This is a genomic window from Paenibacillus sp. ALJ109b (assembly GCF_010747435.1).
In the GTDB taxonomy this organism is placed as follows: domain Bacteria; phylum Bacillota; class Bacilli; order Paenibacillales; family Paenibacillaceae; genus Paenibacillus; species Paenibacillus taichungensis.
The window spans coordinates 56,864-74,283 of sequence record NZ_JAAIFP010000003.1 but is presented as its reverse complement, the minus strand read 5'-3'; the positions used below and the strand labels follow the sequence as shown (position 1 = coordinate 74,283).

Annotated in this window: 16 protein-coding genes; 3 read left to right on the top strand and 13 right to left on the bottom strand. The window is 46.4% G+C overall.

Going from position 1 to position 17,420, the window contains the following annotated elements; translation table 11 throughout:
• Positions 1–121 precede the first annotated feature (121 nt).
• The 9 genes from G3352_RS03075 to G3352_RS03035 all read right to left on the bottom strand — a co-directional run bounded on the left by G3352_RS03075 (position 122) and on the right by G3352_RS03035 (position 9,498).
• Positions 122–835, bottom strand: coding sequence for a beta/alpha barrel domain-containing protein (locus G3352_RS03075; RefSeq protein ID WP_240342908.1), 714 nt, complete (start codon positions 833–835; stop codon positions 122–124).
• Positions 836–862: 27 nt separating this feature from the next.
• Complete coding sequence (locus G3352_RS03070) at positions 863–2,158, bottom strand: ABC transporter substrate-binding protein (RefSeq protein WP_163753676.1); 1,296 nt, start codon at positions 2,156–2,158, stop codon at positions 863–865.
• A gap of 103 nt (positions 2,159–2,261) precedes the next feature.
• Entirely contained in the window at positions 2,262–3,029 is a 768-nt protein-coding gene (locus G3352_RS03065) for a response regulator transcription factor (protein WP_163753685.1), read from the bottom strand.
• Positions 3,030–3,034: 5 nt separating this feature from the next.
• Entirely contained in the window at positions 3,035–4,858 is a 1,824-nt protein-coding gene (locus tag G3352_RS03060) for a cache domain-containing sensor histidine kinase (RefSeq protein WP_163753674.1), read from the bottom strand.
• A gap of 228 nt (positions 4,859–5,086) precedes the next feature.
• The gene (locus G3352_RS31025; RefSeq protein WP_064642743.1) at positions 5,087–5,275 is read right to left on the bottom strand and encodes an aspartyl-phosphate phosphatase Spo0E family protein; all 189 of its coding nucleotides are present in this window, start codon (positions 5,273–5,275) and stop codon (positions 5,087–5,089) included.
• A gap of 388 nt (positions 5,276–5,663) precedes the next feature.
• A complete protein-coding gene (locus G3352_RS03050) occupies positions 5,664–6,032 on the bottom strand; it encodes a hypothetical protein (RefSeq protein ID WP_163753672.1) in 369 nt (122 codons plus the stop codon).
• A gap of 136 nt (positions 6,033–6,168) precedes the next feature.
• Complete coding sequence (locus G3352_RS31390) at positions 6,169–6,330, bottom strand: Spo0E family sporulation regulatory protein-aspartic acid phosphatase (RefSeq protein WP_163753670.1); 162 nt, start codon at positions 6,328–6,330, stop codon at positions 6,169–6,171.
• Between the two features lie 131 nt (positions 6,331–6,461).
• A complete protein-coding gene (locus G3352_RS03040; RefSeq protein ID WP_205524679.1) occupies positions 6,462–7,847 on the bottom strand; it encodes an XRE family transcriptional regulator in 1,386 nt (461 codons plus the stop codon).
• A gap of 259 nt (positions 7,848–8,106) precedes the next feature.
• On the bottom strand, positions 8,107–9,498 hold the full coding sequence (locus G3352_RS03035) for a transcriptional regulator (protein ID WP_163753666.1): 1,392 nt from the start codon (positions 9,496–9,498) through the stop codon (positions 8,107–8,109).
• Between the two features lie 269 nt (positions 9,499–9,767).
• Here G3352_RS03035 and G3352_RS03030 point away from each other — a divergent pair, with 269 nt between their 5' ends.
• Positions 9,768–10,892 carry an LLM class flavin-dependent oxidoreductase gene (locus G3352_RS03030; protein ID WP_163753664.1) on the top strand — a complete coding sequence of 375 codons (1,125 nt, stop codon included), beginning with the start codon at positions 9,768–9,770 and terminating at the stop codon, positions 10,890–10,892.
• Positions 10,893–10,988: 96 nt separating this feature from the next.
• Here G3352_RS03030 and G3352_RS03025 read toward each other — a convergent pair whose 3' ends face one another.
• Positions 10,989–11,570: a TetR/AcrR family transcriptional regulator gene (locus G3352_RS03025; RefSeq protein WP_090954146.1), complete on the bottom strand. Its 582-nt coding sequence runs from the start codon at positions 11,568–11,570 to the stop codon at positions 10,989–10,991.
• Between the two features lie 266 nt (positions 11,571–11,836).
• Between G3352_RS03025 and G3352_RS03020 the strand changes: the two genes are divergently transcribed.
• Positions 11,837–13,036, top strand: a complete 1,200-nt coding sequence (locus G3352_RS03020) for an MFS transporter (RefSeq protein WP_449010101.1) — start codon at positions 11,837–11,839, stop codon at positions 13,034–13,036.
• Positions 13,037–13,106: 70 nt separating this feature from the next.
• Here the strand turns inward: G3352_RS03020 and G3352_RS03015 are convergent, their stop codons facing one another.
• On the bottom strand, positions 13,107–14,150 hold the full coding sequence (locus tag G3352_RS03015) for an alkene reductase (RefSeq protein ID WP_240342907.1): 1,044 nt from the start codon (positions 14,148–14,150) through the stop codon (positions 13,107–13,109).
• A 197-nt stretch (positions 14,151–14,347) separates the two neighbouring features.
• Here G3352_RS03015 and G3352_RS03010 point away from each other — a divergent pair, with 197 nt between their 5' ends.
• Positions 14,348–15,211 (top strand): LysR family transcriptional regulator, encoded by an 864-nt coding sequence (locus G3352_RS03010; protein ID WP_064642768.1) that lies wholly within the window; start codon positions 14,348–14,350, stop codon positions 15,209–15,211.
• Positions 15,212–15,418: 207 nt separating this feature from the next.
• Here G3352_RS03010 and G3352_RS03005 read toward each other — a convergent pair whose 3' ends face one another.
• Complete coding sequence (locus tag G3352_RS03005; protein WP_163753657.1) at positions 15,419–16,525, bottom strand: Glu/Leu/Phe/Val family dehydrogenase; 1,107 nt, start codon at positions 16,523–16,525, stop codon at positions 15,419–15,421.
• 197 nt (positions 16,526–16,722) lie between these two features.
• Positions 16,723–17,352 carry a sporulation-specific diadenylate cyclase CdaS gene (gene cdaS / locus G3352_RS03000; RefSeq protein WP_163753655.1) on the bottom strand — a complete coding sequence of 210 codons (630 nt, stop codon included), beginning with the start codon at positions 17,350–17,352 and terminating at the stop codon, positions 16,723–16,725.
• Positions 17,353–17,420 lie beyond the last annotated feature (68 nt).

Below are 17,420 nucleotides of genomic sequence, written 5' to 3'. Positions count from 1 at the left end.
TCGCTGTTATCCCCAGATTTTTTTGATTCAATTTTACAAAGGGGAAAATCCGAGGATAAAGGCGAACACTCCGTTTCTTTAGGTTATTTCTGTCCTCTACGTTCTCTTGTAAATGTTTAGTTCAACTTATATAGTCTGGACGGTTCAGATTGTCCACCGCATTACGGAAGGCGTTAACAGCCCTTCGCAGCTGCTCCTCCGCTCTGCCTGTTACGACCGCTCCAAGCATGATCGCCTTGACCCCGGTATCGTGCAGCACCCGAACATCCTCCGGCACCAGCTTACGCTGAGAAGGAACCAATACCGGAATTTGCGCCTGCAAGACCAGACGGCGATACTTGAGCACGTCCGCAAATCTTAGCGGTGTACCATATTCATTCCCAGGCACAATGGATGCCTCCAGGGCTGTGAAGCTGTAATGAGTGGCTGACGTTACTAGGGAAGGTTCATATTCGTCATTGATCGCAAACGTTGGGTCCAGCCCAAGATCATCCAGCATGAAGGACGGCAAGTGATGTGCATAGATGGAATAAAAGTCAAAACCCAGCCTGGATAGCCTCTCCACATCCTCTCGCCTTGCTCCATCAATACTGCCTGACGGTACAACGCCAAGCGGGCCGCCAAACTCGCTACGGATCGCCTGAAAAACTTCGGCATAGTTGTCCAGTGGACCAAAATGATTCCCGCTGGCGCGATGACCGACATTATAATGCACCTTCAGTGCATCAGCACCCTCTTCGATTGCTGCCCGGGCCAAAGATAGATCGTTCTCAGGTAAGCTGACCACAAGTGACAGCGATTTCTGATCAAGCAATTCCTTGAATTTGCCCATCATGCTCACCTCCTGTTTCTATAAAATGATTTATTGTTGCAGCACGCCTTGGATTTCTTCCTGCATTTGCTTCATATTATCCTCAGGTGTCGCTGAACGGGCGAACAGTCGGTCAAATCCCTGCAACACCGCATTGTCGATATCCTGCCAACGGATATGACCTGGAATTAAGCGCGCTTTTGGCATTTCATTAATCACCGCCTGCACAATATGCTCCTTGCTCGGATTATTCGGCTGATTAATGAACGCATCGGAGTTCAGCACAGAGGTACGCGGAGGCACAAAATAGGTGGCCGTCGCCTGAATGCCCTGCTCGCTGGCAAAATACTTCAACAGCTTCTTGGTTTCCTCCGGATGTTTGCTGTCGTTGAACATGGCATATCCAGCCTGCCCCAGCATCGGTACGCTGCCCTGTGAGCCGGAAGGCATAGGAGCGATACTCCACTCAAAATCCGTAATTTCTCTAGCTTTGGAAACATAGCTGTAGTTATCGAAGAACATGCCCACATTGCCAGCATCGAAGCTGACCTGCTCGCCTGCTTTCGGATGCGATTCATCGGTGAACATCATGCGCTCAAGCAGTTCAAAGGTCTGTACGCCATAAGCATCGTTCCAGGTGAATTTCGTCATGCCTTCGTCGAACGGGCCACTGCCATTGGACCATGAATACGAGGAGAGCACTGCCCAGGTCTTCCAGTCGCGAAAAAAGTTAGCTCCATATATCCGGTTGGTCGCTTCCTTGCTGGTAATCGCCTTGGCAGAATTCTCGAACTGTTCCCATGTCCATTGTCCTTGGCTGGCAAGTGTATTCGGGTCGGTCAGGCCGGCTTTGTCGAACAGCGTTTTATTGTAGAACATGACCACTGGTGGTGTGGAAAAAGGCAGCCCCAGCAGCTGATCGCCATCACGGAACAAATCCAATGTACTTGGTATATAATCATCCAGCTTGAACTGGGCATCATCCTTGAACTCGGATACATCGGCCAGGATGTGATTGGATTTGAATTGTGGCACCATCCGCTCCGATACCCATGCGATATCTGGGAGAGAGCCGCCAGCGGCAAGCACCGATATTTTTTGCTGGTATTCCGCGAAAGGTACGGATTCCATCGTCACCTTGATGCCTGGATTTTCCTGCGTGAAGCCATCGATCAGCTTGTTGTATACATCCATATGTGCCTGATTGCCCCACATCATGAATTTCAGCTCAACCTCTCCATTCTCCCCGGCTGCTTGCCCAGGATCACTTCCGGAATTGGAGCTTGTGCACCCGATTGAAGCAATCATCATGAGTAAGAGTATCAATATCAGTCCTGCTTTTTTCATGAAAATCCCCCTTATGGACTTAGTGGTATACATGTGCAACCAAAGTATAACGAAGGTATCGGCCGCTCATAAATCACGTCAATTACAGAAATGGTATGGTTTTTCAAGAAATACCGAATCGGTCACGATATTCCCCAGCTGTCCATCCCACCTGCTGCTTGAATACCAGCATGAAGTGTTTAGGACTCTGATGCCCAGATAACCTTGCAACATCATAGATTTTGAGTCCTGTGTTAACCAGCAGCCACTTGGCCCGTTCCATACGAGCCTCAGCGATGTATTCGGAGTAATTGGTTCCTGTTTCGTTCTTGAACAGCTGGCTTAGATAGGTGGGGTTCAGATTAACCAGAGCTGCAACGGTCTGAAGTCGCAGATCCCCATCGGGATGCTGTTTGATGTGCTCCTTCACATCTCGGATAATCTTCCGCGTTTCTCCGCCAGAGTGCTCTGCTTTCCCAGATGGCTCAGTGACTGGAAGGGTTGAAATGCCGTACCTGCGATCCAGCAGCAATTGAATTTTTTGGATGCATAATGCCAGTTCATGACGTTCAATCGGCTTCAGCAGATAGTTCAACACTCCGTATTCCATCGCTCTACGTGCATATTCAAACTCTCCGTACCCGCTTATGATGATCATCAGCAGTTCAGGGTACATATCTCTTGCTTTGGAGACCAATGTCAATCCGTCCATTTCACGCATGCGAATATCTGTGATTAACACATCCGGCACTTCACACCTCAGAAAATCCAGTGCCTCAGCTCCGCTCGAAGCTTCACCTGTTACCTCGAACTGAGGAGCCGCCTGTACAATCAGCTCTCTCAGCCCCTGACGGATGACCGTCTCATCCTCCACAAGCAATACTTTATACATGCGCTTCATTCCCCTTTCGGTTGAAGTTGAATGGATATCGTCACCGCCAGGCCCTGACCGGGACTGCCATCGACGCTCAGGCCGCTGCCTTCTCCATACATAAGGCGGAGCCTTTGGGCGATATTGTTAAGTCCCAGCCTGTCCCCGGCATGGCAGCGCAATGCCTCATTGGAAGGCTGCCGAGCAATGGATTCATTTAATTCATCAATCTCCACCTGAGCCATGCCTTTGCCATTGTCACGCACAATAATCAGCAGCTCATCATCGAATTTCAATGCAGATACCCAGATCACCCCGCCATCCGCCTGCCCTTCAATGCCATGGTAGACAGCGTTCTCCACCAGCGGTTGCAATACCAGCTTGGGAATCAGACACTCTGTAATGGCTTCATCGATGTCATAGATTACCTCCAGCTTGCCGTCATAACGTACCTGTTGAATGCGTACATAGGATTGTACAAAAGCTAATTCTTCCTGAAGCGGAACCCTCCGGTCCACCTTATCAATCGTATAACGCAGCAGTTTGCCAAGTGCCGTCACCATATCAGACACCTCAGCGTGCTTCTGGCGGACCGCCATCATGTTGATGGATTCCAATGTGTTGTATATAAAATGGGGATTGATCTGGCTCTGCAATGCTGACAACTCCGCTTCTCGCTCTTGAATGCCCAGCAGAAATACCTCGTTGAACAGTCGATTGATCTCTTCCATCATCCGGTTAAAACCCCGGCTAATCTGTCCGAACTCATCATTGCTGAAGTGCGCTACGCGCTGGCTAAAGTCTCCCTGCTCCACCCGAATCATATTGTGCTTCAATCGAATCAGCGGCCTCGTTATGCGATAGGATAAGAGAACAGCGAGAACTGCTACGGCTGCCATACATAGCACAGCGAATCCAAACGTAAACGTGAGCATCTCGCCCGACTCCTTCTGAATAACGGCAATAGGCGTAAGGCTGATCACCGAAAGTCCTGAATAGCTGGAATGGTGCTGTACGTAGAGATAGGGCTTCCCATCAAGGACAACCTTCTGGTTGCCTGCGTAGCTTTGAAGCTGACCATGCGTTAACAGTTGGTCGTATGCGGACAGACCTCCGGCTGAGGTCCGTTCGAACAAGAGACGCTGCTTGCTGTCGACAATCATCAGGCTCGCATTTTGCTCAAAATTCAGATTGGACAAGAGTTGGCCGAAGGCTTCCAGCCGGATGTCGATCAGAATATAGCCCAGTCGCTGGAGTGTACCCGGATCACGTATCTCACGGGCAACCGATATATACGGCTCTTCATGACTGCCCGTGTAATAGCTTGGTTCGTGCGGAGGAAGCAGACGCCATTCCCCTTCCGAGCCGTTAAGTTCTGCAAACCAGTCATCCTGCCTGCTGTCCCATACCGGATTCACTGCCAGCGAATCCAGATTGGAGAACAAAATGCCGCTGTTGCTGATCAGATGGATGCCACGAATTTCAGGTCGGTCATACGCCTGACCGGACGTGTAGAGCTTCATTTTCAGATAATCATCGGATCTCGCCCATGTACCCGATCCCATCGGAGCATTGTATTTGCCCAGAATACCGAGCACCATCTGATCATAGAGCGGCAAGAGCGACAACCGCTCGAAGTCCTTGAGCAGCCTATTCAGATTGGTATTAATCTGGCGAACAATATCAATGGTGAACTGCTCCGTCTTGCGATCAATCGTCTGCGAGAAATGCAGGTAATTCACTACTCCCTGCAAGCTTAGCGGCAGCAAGGTCAACGCCAGGAACAACAGGAGCAGCTTGGTGCGCAGATTCATATTTCTTCCGAAATAACCCTGTACCTTGTCCATCATTTCCGTTCATCCCTCCCTCTCCCGATCATTGTATGAGCCCCCTTCACAGATCAATCTGGATATAACTGGGGTTCATCATATCCAGTTTTAATGATCATTGACTATCCTGCCAACCATGGGATTGGTACGGAATTTCAAGATTCAAGCGCAGGTCTCGGGGAAACACAAAAAAGCCGACTGTATCGCTACAGTCGACTACTCTTCTATTGCATCAAAAAACCGACTGCATTATGCAATCGGTTGTCTTTTCATAAAGTGTTTTTTATATTTGAAGCGATTATATTCATTAATTAACTCGTCCAATACCATCGATTGTTGAAGGACTTTGTAGTCTTGCATGCCATGATATTCCGCCAAACGACTTAACTCATGCCTGTTCTGTTCGATTTGGTCTCTAATCTGCTTCGGTTCTCTCACAGCATGCACCCCCTCTTTTTAAAACATTTTAGGATACATTGCCAAAAAATTCATATTTTATTCCTTTGCAAAATAAAATGTTTGTTTACAGAGGAATACTTTCATAACACTACATTTTGCATTAATCCGTGAAAATTGTCACAACTACAATATATAGATGTGTACTCCTCACACCCAGCTACATATCGAACTTTCGAAGAAATAGAGACTCTTAACCCAGAAGCAAAAGACAGAAACACGTTATAAATTATGTTCCAATCGTATGCTGAACTTTGCTCACTCTGGAGCGGATTAGAATACCTGCTACGCGCACCAACACCATAGCAGCAGTCATTAATATAAATGCAGGACCGATATTCTGAAGATCCAATTGATACTCAATTGCATACTAATATGCTTGCTGCGGATGATGCGTGATCCATTCCACCGGCACAATGCGCAGCAGGAATGCCATCGCCCAGACGACCACACTACCTATCCCCCCTCGGGTATACCACTTACCTGCCTTCGCATCGAATTCCATACGTGTTATTCCCAGCACAATCATTCCGAACATTGCTCCTACAATCACGGCCACCAACAGAAACAGCACGTTGTTGCCCGTAAAAGTCATATCTTTAAGAAATCTGGCTGCATAATAACCCATAATAACGAAAGACAGCAATAAACGATAATAACGCACTGGCTTTCTTCCAATTGAAGTGAATACTAAAACCGCAAACATGATAATCATCTGAAACCACATGCTCGTCGTCATACGTTGTTCCCCCTGTAATTTGCTTGATTTGATGCTTTAAGCATAGCAGGGAGAACATCGCTCTAGCGTCCACAAACGGGTGGATAACGAGGTCCACCTGTGGGTGGATTTTAGAAGAGAGTACTAGCTTTTATCATTAGTATTTCTCTATTAGTCGAGTATATTTATTAATCAGTTCATCCAGTACCATAGACTGCTTGAGGACCTTATCATCATGCATGCCATGTCTCTCTACCAACCGACGCAAATGTTGCCGATTCTGCTCGATATGATCTTTGATCTGCTTGATTTCTCTCACAGCATGCACCCCTTTTTCAACCTATTTTAGGGTACTTTTATCTAAAAATTCATAATGGAATGCTTTGCAAAATTGTTGTATTAGGTCTTTTAGAAAAGGTGGTAATGTTGAGCCAGATTAGCTCCCAGTAGTTATACACTTTTAATTCTAATTCCAAAATTTTGTGAGCTTAGGCCCTCTATTAACCTAGTGTACTGCTCGTCCTGCTGGTTCGTTACATGCATTCTGAATTTACCATATAAATCAATAGAATTAATAGACATTAGGTCATCGTTACTTGAAGATGAGAGCTCCAGGCTCGTGAGTAACGTGTCAATCCCGGTTGCGTATCTTTGTTGGTTGAGCCTGTATTTCCCTAATTCATAATAAAAGCGTATATATCTATGATTCAACATTTGCATATTGTACGTCCCTTTTAAATGCATATCCGTGTTGAATTGTTTAATATAAGGATCGAATCTATCCAAGGCATAATCAATATCCAGTGAGTGCTGGTTAGCTGCTTGCACAATATTTACGAATGCTATTAAAATCTCATGTGGATTAGCATCCAGGTAATTCAGATAAGGTTCAATAACCTCATGGTTCCCATTCATCAAATGGTATAAATACCGATTTCCCTCCGCCCATCCTTTGAAACGTTCTATTAATTCTTGCTCTTCTTCTGTTGGATTAGAGATTTCAATAACAGTCACGTAAACATCTGTATATTCCAGAGCTTTTTCATATTGCTTACACGCTTCACAGACACTTGCCTTCAATAAATTCGCATATGCCTTATACGTAAATATGGGGTAAAAGGCGGTTCTTTTTCTATTTTTCCGTCTTCGAGATTGAAGTTCAAGTTGAAAATCAACTTTTCGTTCCAGTTCTTCGGCCAATTCATAAACCTTATCCCAATGATGTATTGTATTATATACATTCGCTAAATCTTTAACAGCATCCAGTTGTATTTCTTCATCCAATTTCTCAATATAGGGTTCCAATTGGACCGCTGCTGCCAGATTATCGAATTTGCTCATTGTTTTATGAAGCAAAAAAATACGGTACTGGCATAACGCCAACCGTTCCGAGTGCTGATATTTCTCACCTGCGGCTACGCATTCATATAAAATAAGCGCTGCTTCATTCATTTCTTTGGAATACCAATTCTCTGCCATTTCAAACAGTTCTGAAATATAGGATCGATCATCTGTAACCTGATAAACCACCTTTTTAATACAGCCAAGCTTGTTAAGTTCAGCACAGCGATACAGGAACGGTTCCAAACGCCTCCAATGAGGTGCGGATTCCACAAAACATTCCACACTGTACATTTCGTAGAAGTATCCCTTCTCCAACCCCATACCAGATGTAATTTGATCCAAATGATTCATAGCTAGAGGTCTGCTGCCCTTGAGGATGGCACTTAAAGTGCCAACGTTGACACCCGTAACATCTGAGAATTGCTGAAGTTTATATCCTCTTTCTCTTATGTGATTCTCTATATATGTGCGTATCGTAGGTGCAAGTTTCAATTCTCCCACCCCCATCAACCAAACTAACTTAAGGATTCATCAGTTCTTAATAAATGTAATTTTAATCCTGAATTTTGCAATGGTCAATGTGCGCAAAATAAAAAGCAGTATAGTCCTTAGATAGGATCAATACCGCTTGCCTAGTTTGGAGATTGGAGTATAGTGCAATTACAATCCTGCACCACCATGAGTGCTTGGACTATACATCATAGTATTACTGGGAATAGGTTGAGGATACAAACTAAATAATAAAACAGCACTAAACAAAACTACGATCAAAGCTGCTTTTTTTCTCATAATTACTGTAGACCTCCTCAATTAAAGTTTTATATTTAATTTCTAATTCTATTGAAGCTCTGACTCTATGTCTTTCAAATAGAGCTACACACTGTATAATGATGGATTCACTCTTCATACTTTTGGCTAGAGCCAAACAGTTTAACAAGTACTGAAATCCTGTTGTGTATCTTTCTCTCTGAAGTTGATATATCGCTACCTCTTTAAGGAATTGCACGTATCTTCCACTCGTAATCTGTTCCGTATAACTCCCGATATCCCCATAAGTTTTGGCGTACATTGAAATGTATGACTCCAACCGATTGAGAACTGCATCAACATCTATATTATGATGATTTGCTGCTTCCATTATTTTGACTAATGCAGGCAAAATCTCTGCCTCATTCTTTTCAATAAAGGCAATATAAGGCCGTATGACCTCAGAATCACCCATCATAAGTCTGTATAAGTAATGGTTTACCTCCGCCCATCCACTAAACTTATTAATGAATATGAGATCTTCTTCATTTGGTTGTTCAATTCTAATTAATTTAGAGTACGCCTCAGTATATCGGAGGGCTTCAGAGTATTCTTCCCTTCCATCACATGCGGCTGCCCGTAGCAAATTTGAATATGCGGAATATACAAAAATAGGATAAGCTGCGATTCTTAGAGTTTCCGACTTTCTCTTTTTATAAGAGTTCAAGAAACTTGTTTTCTGTTCCAACTCTCCCCCAAGATCGGACACCTTGTCCCAATATCTCAAAGCCAAATATGTATTCGCCAGATCCTTGATCGCATCCAGTTGCCGCTCTTCATCCAGCCTATTAATATATGGCTCGAAGTGCACGGCTGCCCTGAGATTTTCATGCTGATCCTGACCCAGAGATAATGTGAAAATACGATACTGGCACAACGCGAGACGTTCCGAGTGTTGGTACTTCTCACACTCCGCAACGCATTCATATAACATGCGGGCCGCTTTCTTTTGTCCTCGCTCGAGCATGCCTTCTGCCATCTCGAACAATTCGGAAATATAGGATCGATCATCCGTCACTTGCTGGATCACCCTCTGAATACATTCGAGCTTGTCCAGCTCGGCGCAACGTTGCAGAAAAGGCTCCAGTCTTCTCCAATGTGGTGCAGACTCCACAAAACACTCAGCGCCGTAAATTTCGTAGAAATGACCTTCTTCCAGCTTCATGCCTTTGGTAATCAGATCCAGTTGAGCCATGGCGATTGGCCGCGTCCCTTTGATGATCGCACTTAACGTTCCAGCGTTCACACCCGATATATCGGCAAAGTATTGCAGGGTATAGCCCTGTTTCCTGATGTAGTCCTCAATAAAGGAGCGTATCGTAGTTGTAGGTTCCATGTCTCCCACCTCCACAATGAAAATCCATAAATTTGAATTTATATGATATGTACAATTTTAATCCTAAATTTTACAGCGGTCAATAAAAATCGTGGCAATTTTCTGCCCTTATGCCCAAGGTTGAGCGGCTTTAATCCGCCTTATAGAAAAAATCCATTAGAAGAATGCATGGCAACATGGTAAAGTTAGTTTTAGCTTGAATATCCTACTATTTCCATAGGATTAGACAACCCAGGTGCTTTTCCAATCCAATCCGAGGGGATGGTTAGATGAAATTTGCCCTATTTAGTCTCATGATGAATCTTCCAAATGCCGTAACTGGTGAATCACTAACAACACAACAGAAGTTCCACAATATTTTGGAACAAGCCAAGTTGGCCGAACGGCTGGGATTCGATGCATACGGGATCGGTGAGCGGCATGGCGCACCTTTTCTGTCTTCCTCGCCTCCCGTCGTGCTGACCGCCGTCGCTACTGCGACTTCACGTATCCGGTTGCTAACAACAGTAACTGTTCTTAGTATACTTGATCCGGTACGGGTTGCCGAGGATTATGCCACGCTGGATCAATTATCGGGCGGGCGGCTGGAGATGATCATCGGGAAAGGCAATGATCCTCGGCACTATCCCCTGTTTGGCATTAGCGAAGAGGAACAATGGGATTCACTCGGTGAACGCTACGAACTGCTGAAACGGCTGTGGACTGAAGAGAATGTAACCTGGCAGGGAACGTATCGCCCTCCCCTTCAAGAGGTTACCACTCAGCCGAGACCACTCCAGCAATCCATTCCGATCTGGCATGGCAGCGCATCGAGCACCCGCTCTACCGAGCTTGCAGCTAAGTATGGCGAACCGATATTTAGCTCGAATTCCTTCCACCCGCAGGCAAAATACAAAGCGTTAATTGACCATTACCGGGAGCGTCTCGATTATTATGGTCATGATGCGAACCGAGCGGTGGTTGGCTCCGGGGCAGGTAGCCTATACCTCGCGAATACACGCGAAGAAGCGATCCGGCGTTATACGCCTTATTATGAGGCCTTTCATGCTACGGCCGCTGCGCAGCACAACCAGTCGCCTTTTAAGGACCTGGAGGATAACATTGCGCATGGCCCTGTACTGATTGGTAGTCCAGAGCAGGTCATTGAGAAAATCCTCAATTACCATGCCGCATATGGACATCAGGTACTGAGTATCAGCGTAGATGGACTCAGCCATGCGGAGCAGCTGGAGCAGGTAGAACGCTTCGCCCAGGATGTAGCGCCAGTGTTACGACGCGAAATCCCCAGTTTCATATGGAACGAGCCCCCGCTCTTGAACGAATCTCTTCCTTCTTCCACTTCGCATTCTCCTGATTCATGGCCCCCAGCCATCTCGCCGATCTTCCAGGTATAATTCTCAGTTCTCCATACATTCCCCATTCATCCACAAGCCTTTTGCATCCAGGGTGATTCTTAAGAATCGCCCTATCCCTCCCCCAGATGTCTTTCTCTATGATCGAGATTTAATACCTTCAAACAAGGAAATCAACGAACGTTGCACGAATTCAGTATCTATCGATTGGCCAGTCACTAACATGCGATAGAACATCGCTCCATAGACGAGGTCTATGCACAGTCCGATGTCACAATCCTTTTTCAACTGTCCCCGTTCTATACCTTTTTCAAAAATTCCCCACGCTTCGCGCCGACGAGGCTGAATGTATCTGGTTCGGTATTCTTCTGCAAGCCCTGGATCAGACTGTCCCTCTCCGACAATCTGTGTAATCACTTTTCCTTCCCGGCTGCTCAAAAAATCAACCAGATTGCTCGCATGAATACGCACATCCTCAAATACCGATCCTGTATCCGGTACAGGCAATCTTGCCGTTGCAGCAGACATGTACCCATCCATAATGACAGCACCTTTATTAGGCCACCATTTATATATCGTTGCTTTGCTCACCTTAGCACGTTCAGCAATTTTTTCGATCGTAACCGCTCCGAAGCCATGTTCCAGTAATAATTCATAGGAAGCTGCAAGAATCGCATTCTGGGTTTCCACATTGCGGGGACGCCCTCTTTTGGCTGTCATCATAAGCCCTCCTTGGTGTAACAAATGTATCTGTAATTCATAAAAACTGTACGTTCATTATACTAAAACACCGATACATTAAACAATTTCGTTCTTACCATGCTTCGACATACAAAAAAATTCCTACGCCTATTTACAATACTAAACGTTTAGTATATTATATGTTTGTGATTAGTAAACGCACCGTTTAGTAATTAACATTTTCAATACAAGTTTAATTTAATAAAAATTAATTTATGAACAAGTGGAGGGTGATACTTATGGATATGCAACCTGATGTGAAGGCAAATTCAGTTCCAAGCTGGTTGATTTTACTTTTGGCTGCGGCGTGCGGGCTGATTGCGGCAAACCTGTATTATGCTCAGACGGTTATAGGACCAATCGGCGTTACAACAGGGCTTTCCTCTGCTGCTGCGGGATTGATTGTGACGTTAACACAGATCGGGTATGTTATTGGCCTGCTGTTTATCGTTCCGCTCAGTGATATTCTGGAGAATAAGCGGCTGATAACTTTTTTCCTTATCATTCTAGTCGTTGCATTGATTGGCGCCGCCTTCTCTTCCCATGCCGTATTATTTCTGACTGCTTCCCTCGTCATCGGGATCAGCTCAGTCGTTGCGCAAATTCTGGTTCCTTATGCCACCTACCTCACTTCTGAGGAGCAACGCGGACGGGTTGTCGGCAATGTGATGAGTGGTCTGCTGTTGGGCATCATGCTGGCTCGGCCAGTCGCAAGTTTTATTACAAGCCTGCTCGGTTGGCAAGCGGTCTTTGTCTTCTCGGCAATCATTATCGGATTACTTACATTGCTCCTGTCACGCGCACTTCCTGCACGTCAGCCACAACCTGCGATGAAGTACGGTCAATTAATTTTGTCATTGGGCTCCCTGCTCAAAACATTTCCCATGCTTCGCCGCCGAGCCCTCTATCAAGCCAGTCTGTTTGGCGCCTTCAGCTTGTTCTGGACTACAGTTCCCTTGCAGCTCGCCAATGAGTACGGCATGTCCCAGCAGGGAATTGCCTGGTTTGCACTGGCTGGTGTTGGGGGTGCCATCGCAGCGCCTATTGCCGGAAGATGGGCAGATAAAGGTTTAACCCGCATATTAACCGGACTCGCCATGGTCATCGCGGCTGCATCATTTGGGCTTGCCTATCTGTTCCAGGGCCACTCTACCGCTAGCCTTATTTTGCTTGTGGTCGTTGCCATCACACTGGATATGGCGGTCTCGGGTAATCTGGTGCTGGGACAGCGCATTATCTATTCGTTGAGCGAAGCAAGAGGACGCGTAAACGGGATATTTATGTCGATCTTTTTTGTAGGGGGCGCAATTGGGTCATCTCTTGGCAGCTGGTCCTACGCACATGGAGGTTGGAGTCTCACCACATTAATTGGACTGGTGATGCCTCTGCTGGCACTCGTATACTACTTAACGGAAAAGAAAGTCACCGTCGTCAGTAACCCGTAATCATCCTTCCATACGTAAACAAAGAGCAGAGTGATCTTTAGGATCAGCTTCTGCCCTTTTCTTTCTACTTTCACACCAACACAGTCAGATGTGCATTGGCATCATACTCGATCAACTGCTGCCCCGTACGCAATTTTTGCACCAGATCAGGATTGGCGATAAACGGTCTGCCGAACGCTGCCAAATCAATGCCCCGGTTTTGCACTGCCTGTTCTGCGGTTGTTGCCTCAAGATCCCCTACGCCAATGATGATTCCATCCCACTGCTCGCGAATCGCCTCATGGAAATTCTGTTCCCCATCCCAGACTCTGGTGTACCGATCTGTTGAAGGATGTAGGATTGTAATGCCTGTCTCGCGGAACAGATTCAGATAGGCATTCAGCACTCCAGCCTTGTCTGTCCAGACATAGGAAGGGTCATCATCTTTTTTCTCAGAAAATCGTACCGATATGCGATCCACACTAATCTCTTTTTGAACTGCAATAATGATCTCCTTCAGAAAACGCAATCGTCCCTGGATATCGCCCCCGTATTCGTCTGTTCTGTGGTTCGTCTTCTCATTGATAAACTGGTCGATCAGATAACCATGTGCTGCATGCAGCTCAATTCCGTCGAATCCAGCCAGTACCGCATTGCGGGCAGCCGTTTGAAATTGTTGAATGCTATCCTTGATATCCTGCGCACTCATGGCTTGAGGTATCTGATATGGCTTATGCAATTTATGAACTCTTCCTTGAGCCGGGATGCTTGAAGGTGCCAGTGGCAGGGTACCGATCAGATCGGAGTGAGACAGCCTGCCCACATGCCACAACTGAGCGATGATGGTCCCTCCGTGTTTATGGACGGCATTTGTTACCTTTTTCCATGAGTCGGTCTGTTCAGCCGTATATAATCCGGGAATACCATAGGTTCCTTTGCCTGCCAGCGAGGGATTAATCCCTTCTGTAATGATCAACCCCACGCCATCCCTGGCACGTCGCTCGTAATACGCCACCATCTCTTCTGTCGCATTCCCATCCTGATCATTGGCAAACCCTCGGGTAAGAGGTGCCATCACCAACCTGTTTCTCAAATGCCACTCGTTGATCTTCACCGGGCTCAGTAATGTAGACATATTTCTCATCACAACTCCTTCTCCAATATCAGCGTTTTGCATGATTCCATGCTCTGTAAAAGCTCTTGATAACGATATTGTAAGCCGGCATATATATATCGTAAAATGATTGAAATATATAGATGTATCTCTCATAGAGATACCTAACACTTCACTTCACTTCACTTCATTTCAATACAACTCAGGAGGCCAGAGCCATGGAACTCTCGGATATCGATATTATTCTTGCGGTGGCACGGTCCGGCAAAATCTCACAGGCCGCCAAAGAATTGAATTACGCACAATCCAACGTCACCACACGCATCAAAAAACTGGAGCAGGAATATCAGGTGCAGTTGTTCAACCGTTTTCCCAAAGGGGTAGTGCTGACTTCCAAAGGAGAACAATTTGTCCAATATGCGACACGCATCCGTGACCTGTTAAACGATCTGGAGCAGGATATGACTGATCCCGGTGAGCCTTCAGGTACGTTAAAAATCGGGATTGTGGAGACGGCAGCATCCAGCCGATTCATGGAGATTCTCAATGAATACCAGGTGACCTACCCCGAGGTCTCCATCTCACTTGTTAATGCTACTTCACCTAAAGTGCTGCGCAAGAAAATACAGGAGTATGAGATCGACGGTGCCTTTATTAGTGGTGCTTGCGTGAAAGAGGGTCTGAAAGTGGAATATGAAATGCAGGACACGGTGCATATCATCTCCAAACGGATGGACGTACCACCCGAAAGCCTGTGTCAGGTTTCGTGGGTCGTGTTCCCAAAAGGCTGCCCATACCGTGAAATTACGGAGGAATATTTGCAGGAAGAAGGTTTGTCTGCTCGCAATATGATTGAAGTCAGCACGATGGATAACTTGCTCAGCTGTGTGGAGTCAGGGATTGCTTTTACCATTATGCCTTGCAGCGTTATTCACAAGAAACCGGATGAGTTCTCGGTGTATGATCTGGCCGAACGATTCACACATACCACAACAACCTTTGTCCGGGGTGAAGATCGATACGTCAGCAGCGCGCTGGATCGATTTGTGAAGCTGCTGAATCAGAAGTGTATTACATTTTGAAATAACATTTCGTTCCTCTCGGGTTATAAGAATTTTTAATATTAGCCGAGCCATACGATGAACGCCTTACAAAAAAATCTTTAAACTCAAAGAGAAGGCAGGCATCCATTGCACTGCACCTCCTCTCTAACAAATGGGGTGCAGTTCACCATGCGGATGTCTGCCTTTAGCTGTATTACATTTTATTGTAATGTGAATCCTTAAAATTTACCCGCGCAGTCTGCGGGAACTCAGCGCGTGATGACCATTTTGCAGGAACGTGCTGCGTGTATTCTTCATCAGTTCAATGCGGCGTTCAGCCAGACGATCCGCAGCAATATACGTTGCGATGCCTTCGGTACGCGACGTGTCGAAAATTTTCTCCAGATTATTGTAGATCTCCCCAACCTTGCTCCACGCACGATCTGCGTTATAGCCGTTCAGCTCATCCGCAATATTAATTACGCCACCTGCATTGATCACGTAGTCTGGTGCGTATACAATTCCCATCTCATGCAGCTTGTCACCATGACGCGGCTCCAGCAGCTGGTTGTTGGCACAGCCTGCCACAACCTTGGCCTTAAGCTGTTTCAACGTATCGTCATTAATTGTACCGCCCAATGCACATGGAGCATAAATATCACAATCCACTCCAGTAATGTCGGCAGGGTCTACCGCTTTTGCACCGAATTGATCCACAGCCTGTTTCACGGAATCCTTATGGATATCGGTAACGATCAGATGCGCACCTTCTTCGTACAAATATTTGCACAGACGCATCGCCACGTTGCCCACACCCTGTACAGCCACGGTTTTGCCTTCCAGCAGATCCGTGCCGAATGCTTCTTTCGCTGCGGCCTTTATGCCCCGATATACACCCCAGGCTGTTGCCGGGGAAGGATTACCGGAGGAACCGTAGCTTGGCGATATGCCTGTAACATAGTCGGTTTCCTGATAGATCAGATTCATATCTTCTTCTGTCGTTCCCACATCTTCTGCGGTGACATAACGTCCGTTCAGTCCCTGAATGTATCGGCCAAAAGCTCGGAACATCGCTTCATTTTTGTCACGGCGCGGATCCCCTATAATTACGGCTTTGCCTCCGCCCAGATTCAGTCCGGATACAGCATGTTTATATGTCATTCCCCGCGCAAGGCGCAAGGCATCTTCAATGGCCGCTTCCTCAGAAACATAGGTCCACATCCGTGTGCCTCCCAGCGCAGGACCGAGTGTTGTATCGTGAATAGCAATAATTGCTTTTAAACCAGAGGCTCTATCCTGGCACAGTACCAGTTCCTCATAATCGTGATGTTCCATTGCTTCAAACCAGCTCATGTGTTAACCGTCTCCTCCAACCATTTTTGCGATCAATGCGCCTTCTTCAGTTCGTCTTCCATCCTCTATTGTACCCATGATGATCAAGTTTGTGCAAAACCACATCACGATGTAACAAAAAGACCTTTCTCTCTTCACAGGGAAAAAGGTTCATTTACTCCAGCATGAAATCGGTAAAAAAATCTAGCGCGGAGTGATCATGGCAAGGTTTCAACCACGTTGATAGGATGCAGATCCCCACCCACGGCGAACGAAGCTTGACCGGTCTCTTCCGAGACAACCAGCACAACCGCATCCGTCAGCTCACTCAATCCAAGAGCAGCCCTATGCCGTGTACCAATCTTCCGTTCATGTGCAATGGCCTGTGACAAAGGCAATACATTGCCCGCGGATACAATCTGATTGCCCCGAATCAGCACCGCCCCATCATGCAGAGGTGCACCCGGTATAAACAGCGATTCCAGCAACGCATGAGTGACTCTGGCATCAACTGCAACCCCTGAGTGGATAATCGCTTCAAGCGGCACTTCCCGTTCAATTACAATGAGCGCACCATATCTGCGATCCGACAAATGCTGTACACTGGCAGTCAGTTCGGCAAATTTCTCCGTGAAGGGAGACAGATAACAATCCAGATAAAAGGAAGAAGCCAGCACCTCAATCTGCTTGATCTCGGCCCGAATCTCCGCAAATTGGCCCAGCAGACACACACTGTCATGATCAAAGGTGGATAACGTCTGGTTCATTCGTTCTGCCACACGATGGAGGTCCCCTTTGAGTTTCTGCCTCATGGTCGAGCTGTCGCAGTCTGCTTGCCGATTCATCATCATTGTCTTCCTCCTCACCTTGGCATCTCACTCATCATTCATAATTACCCATACGTTTCCCTCTGCTC

Excerpts from the sequence above, each read along its gene's own strand:
- G3352_RS03015 (WP_240342907.1), bottom strand. The coding sequence starts at position 14,150 with ATGTCTACATTACTGAGCCCGGTGAAGATCAACGAGTGGCATTTGAGA.
- G3352_RS03010 (WP_064642768.1), top strand. The coding sequence starts at position 14,348 with ATGGAACTCTCGGATATCGATATTATTCTTGCGGTGGCACGGTCCGGC.
- G3352_RS03075 (WP_240342908.1), bottom strand. The coding sequence starts at position 835 with ATGATGGGCAAATTCAAGGAATTGCTTGATCAGAAATCGCTGTCACTT.
- G3352_RS03005 (WP_163753657.1), bottom strand. The coding sequence starts at position 16,525 with ATGAGCTGGTTTGAAGCAATGGAACATCACGATTATGAGGAACTGGTA.
- G3352_RS03025 (WP_090954146.1), bottom strand. The coding sequence starts at position 11,570 with ATGACAGCCAAAAGAGGGCGTCCCCGCAATGTGGAAACCCAGAATGCG.
- G3352_RS03020 (WP_449010101.1), top strand. The coding sequence starts at position 11,837 with ATGCAACCTGATGTGAAGGCAAATTCAGTTCCAAGCTGGTTGATTTTA.
- G3352_RS03065 (WP_163753685.1), bottom strand. The coding sequence starts at position 3,029 with ATGTATAAAGTATTGCTTGTGGAGGATGAGACGGTCATCCGTCAGGGG.
- G3352_RS03060 (WP_163753674.1), bottom strand. The coding sequence starts at position 4,858 with ATGATGGACAAGGTACAGGGTTATTTCGGAAGAAATATGAATCTGCGC.
- G3352_RS03070 (WP_163753676.1), bottom strand. The coding sequence starts at position 2,158 with ATGAAAAAAGCAGGACTGATATTGATACTCTTACTCATGATGATTGCT.
- G3352_RS03050 (WP_163753672.1), bottom strand. The coding sequence starts at position 6,032 with ATGACGACGAGCATGTGGTTTCAGATGATTATCATGTTTGCGGTTTTA.
- G3352_RS03030 (WP_163753664.1), top strand. The coding sequence starts at position 9,768 with ATGAAATTTGCCCTATTTAGTCTCATGATGAATCTTCCAAATGCCGTA.
- cdaS (WP_163753655.1), bottom strand. The coding sequence starts at position 17,352 with ATGATGAATCGGCAAGCAGACTGCGACAGCTCGACCATGAGGCAGAAA.
- G3352_RS03035 (WP_163753666.1), bottom strand. The coding sequence starts at position 9,498 with ATGGAACCTACAACTACGATACGCTCCTTTATTGAGGACTACATCAGG.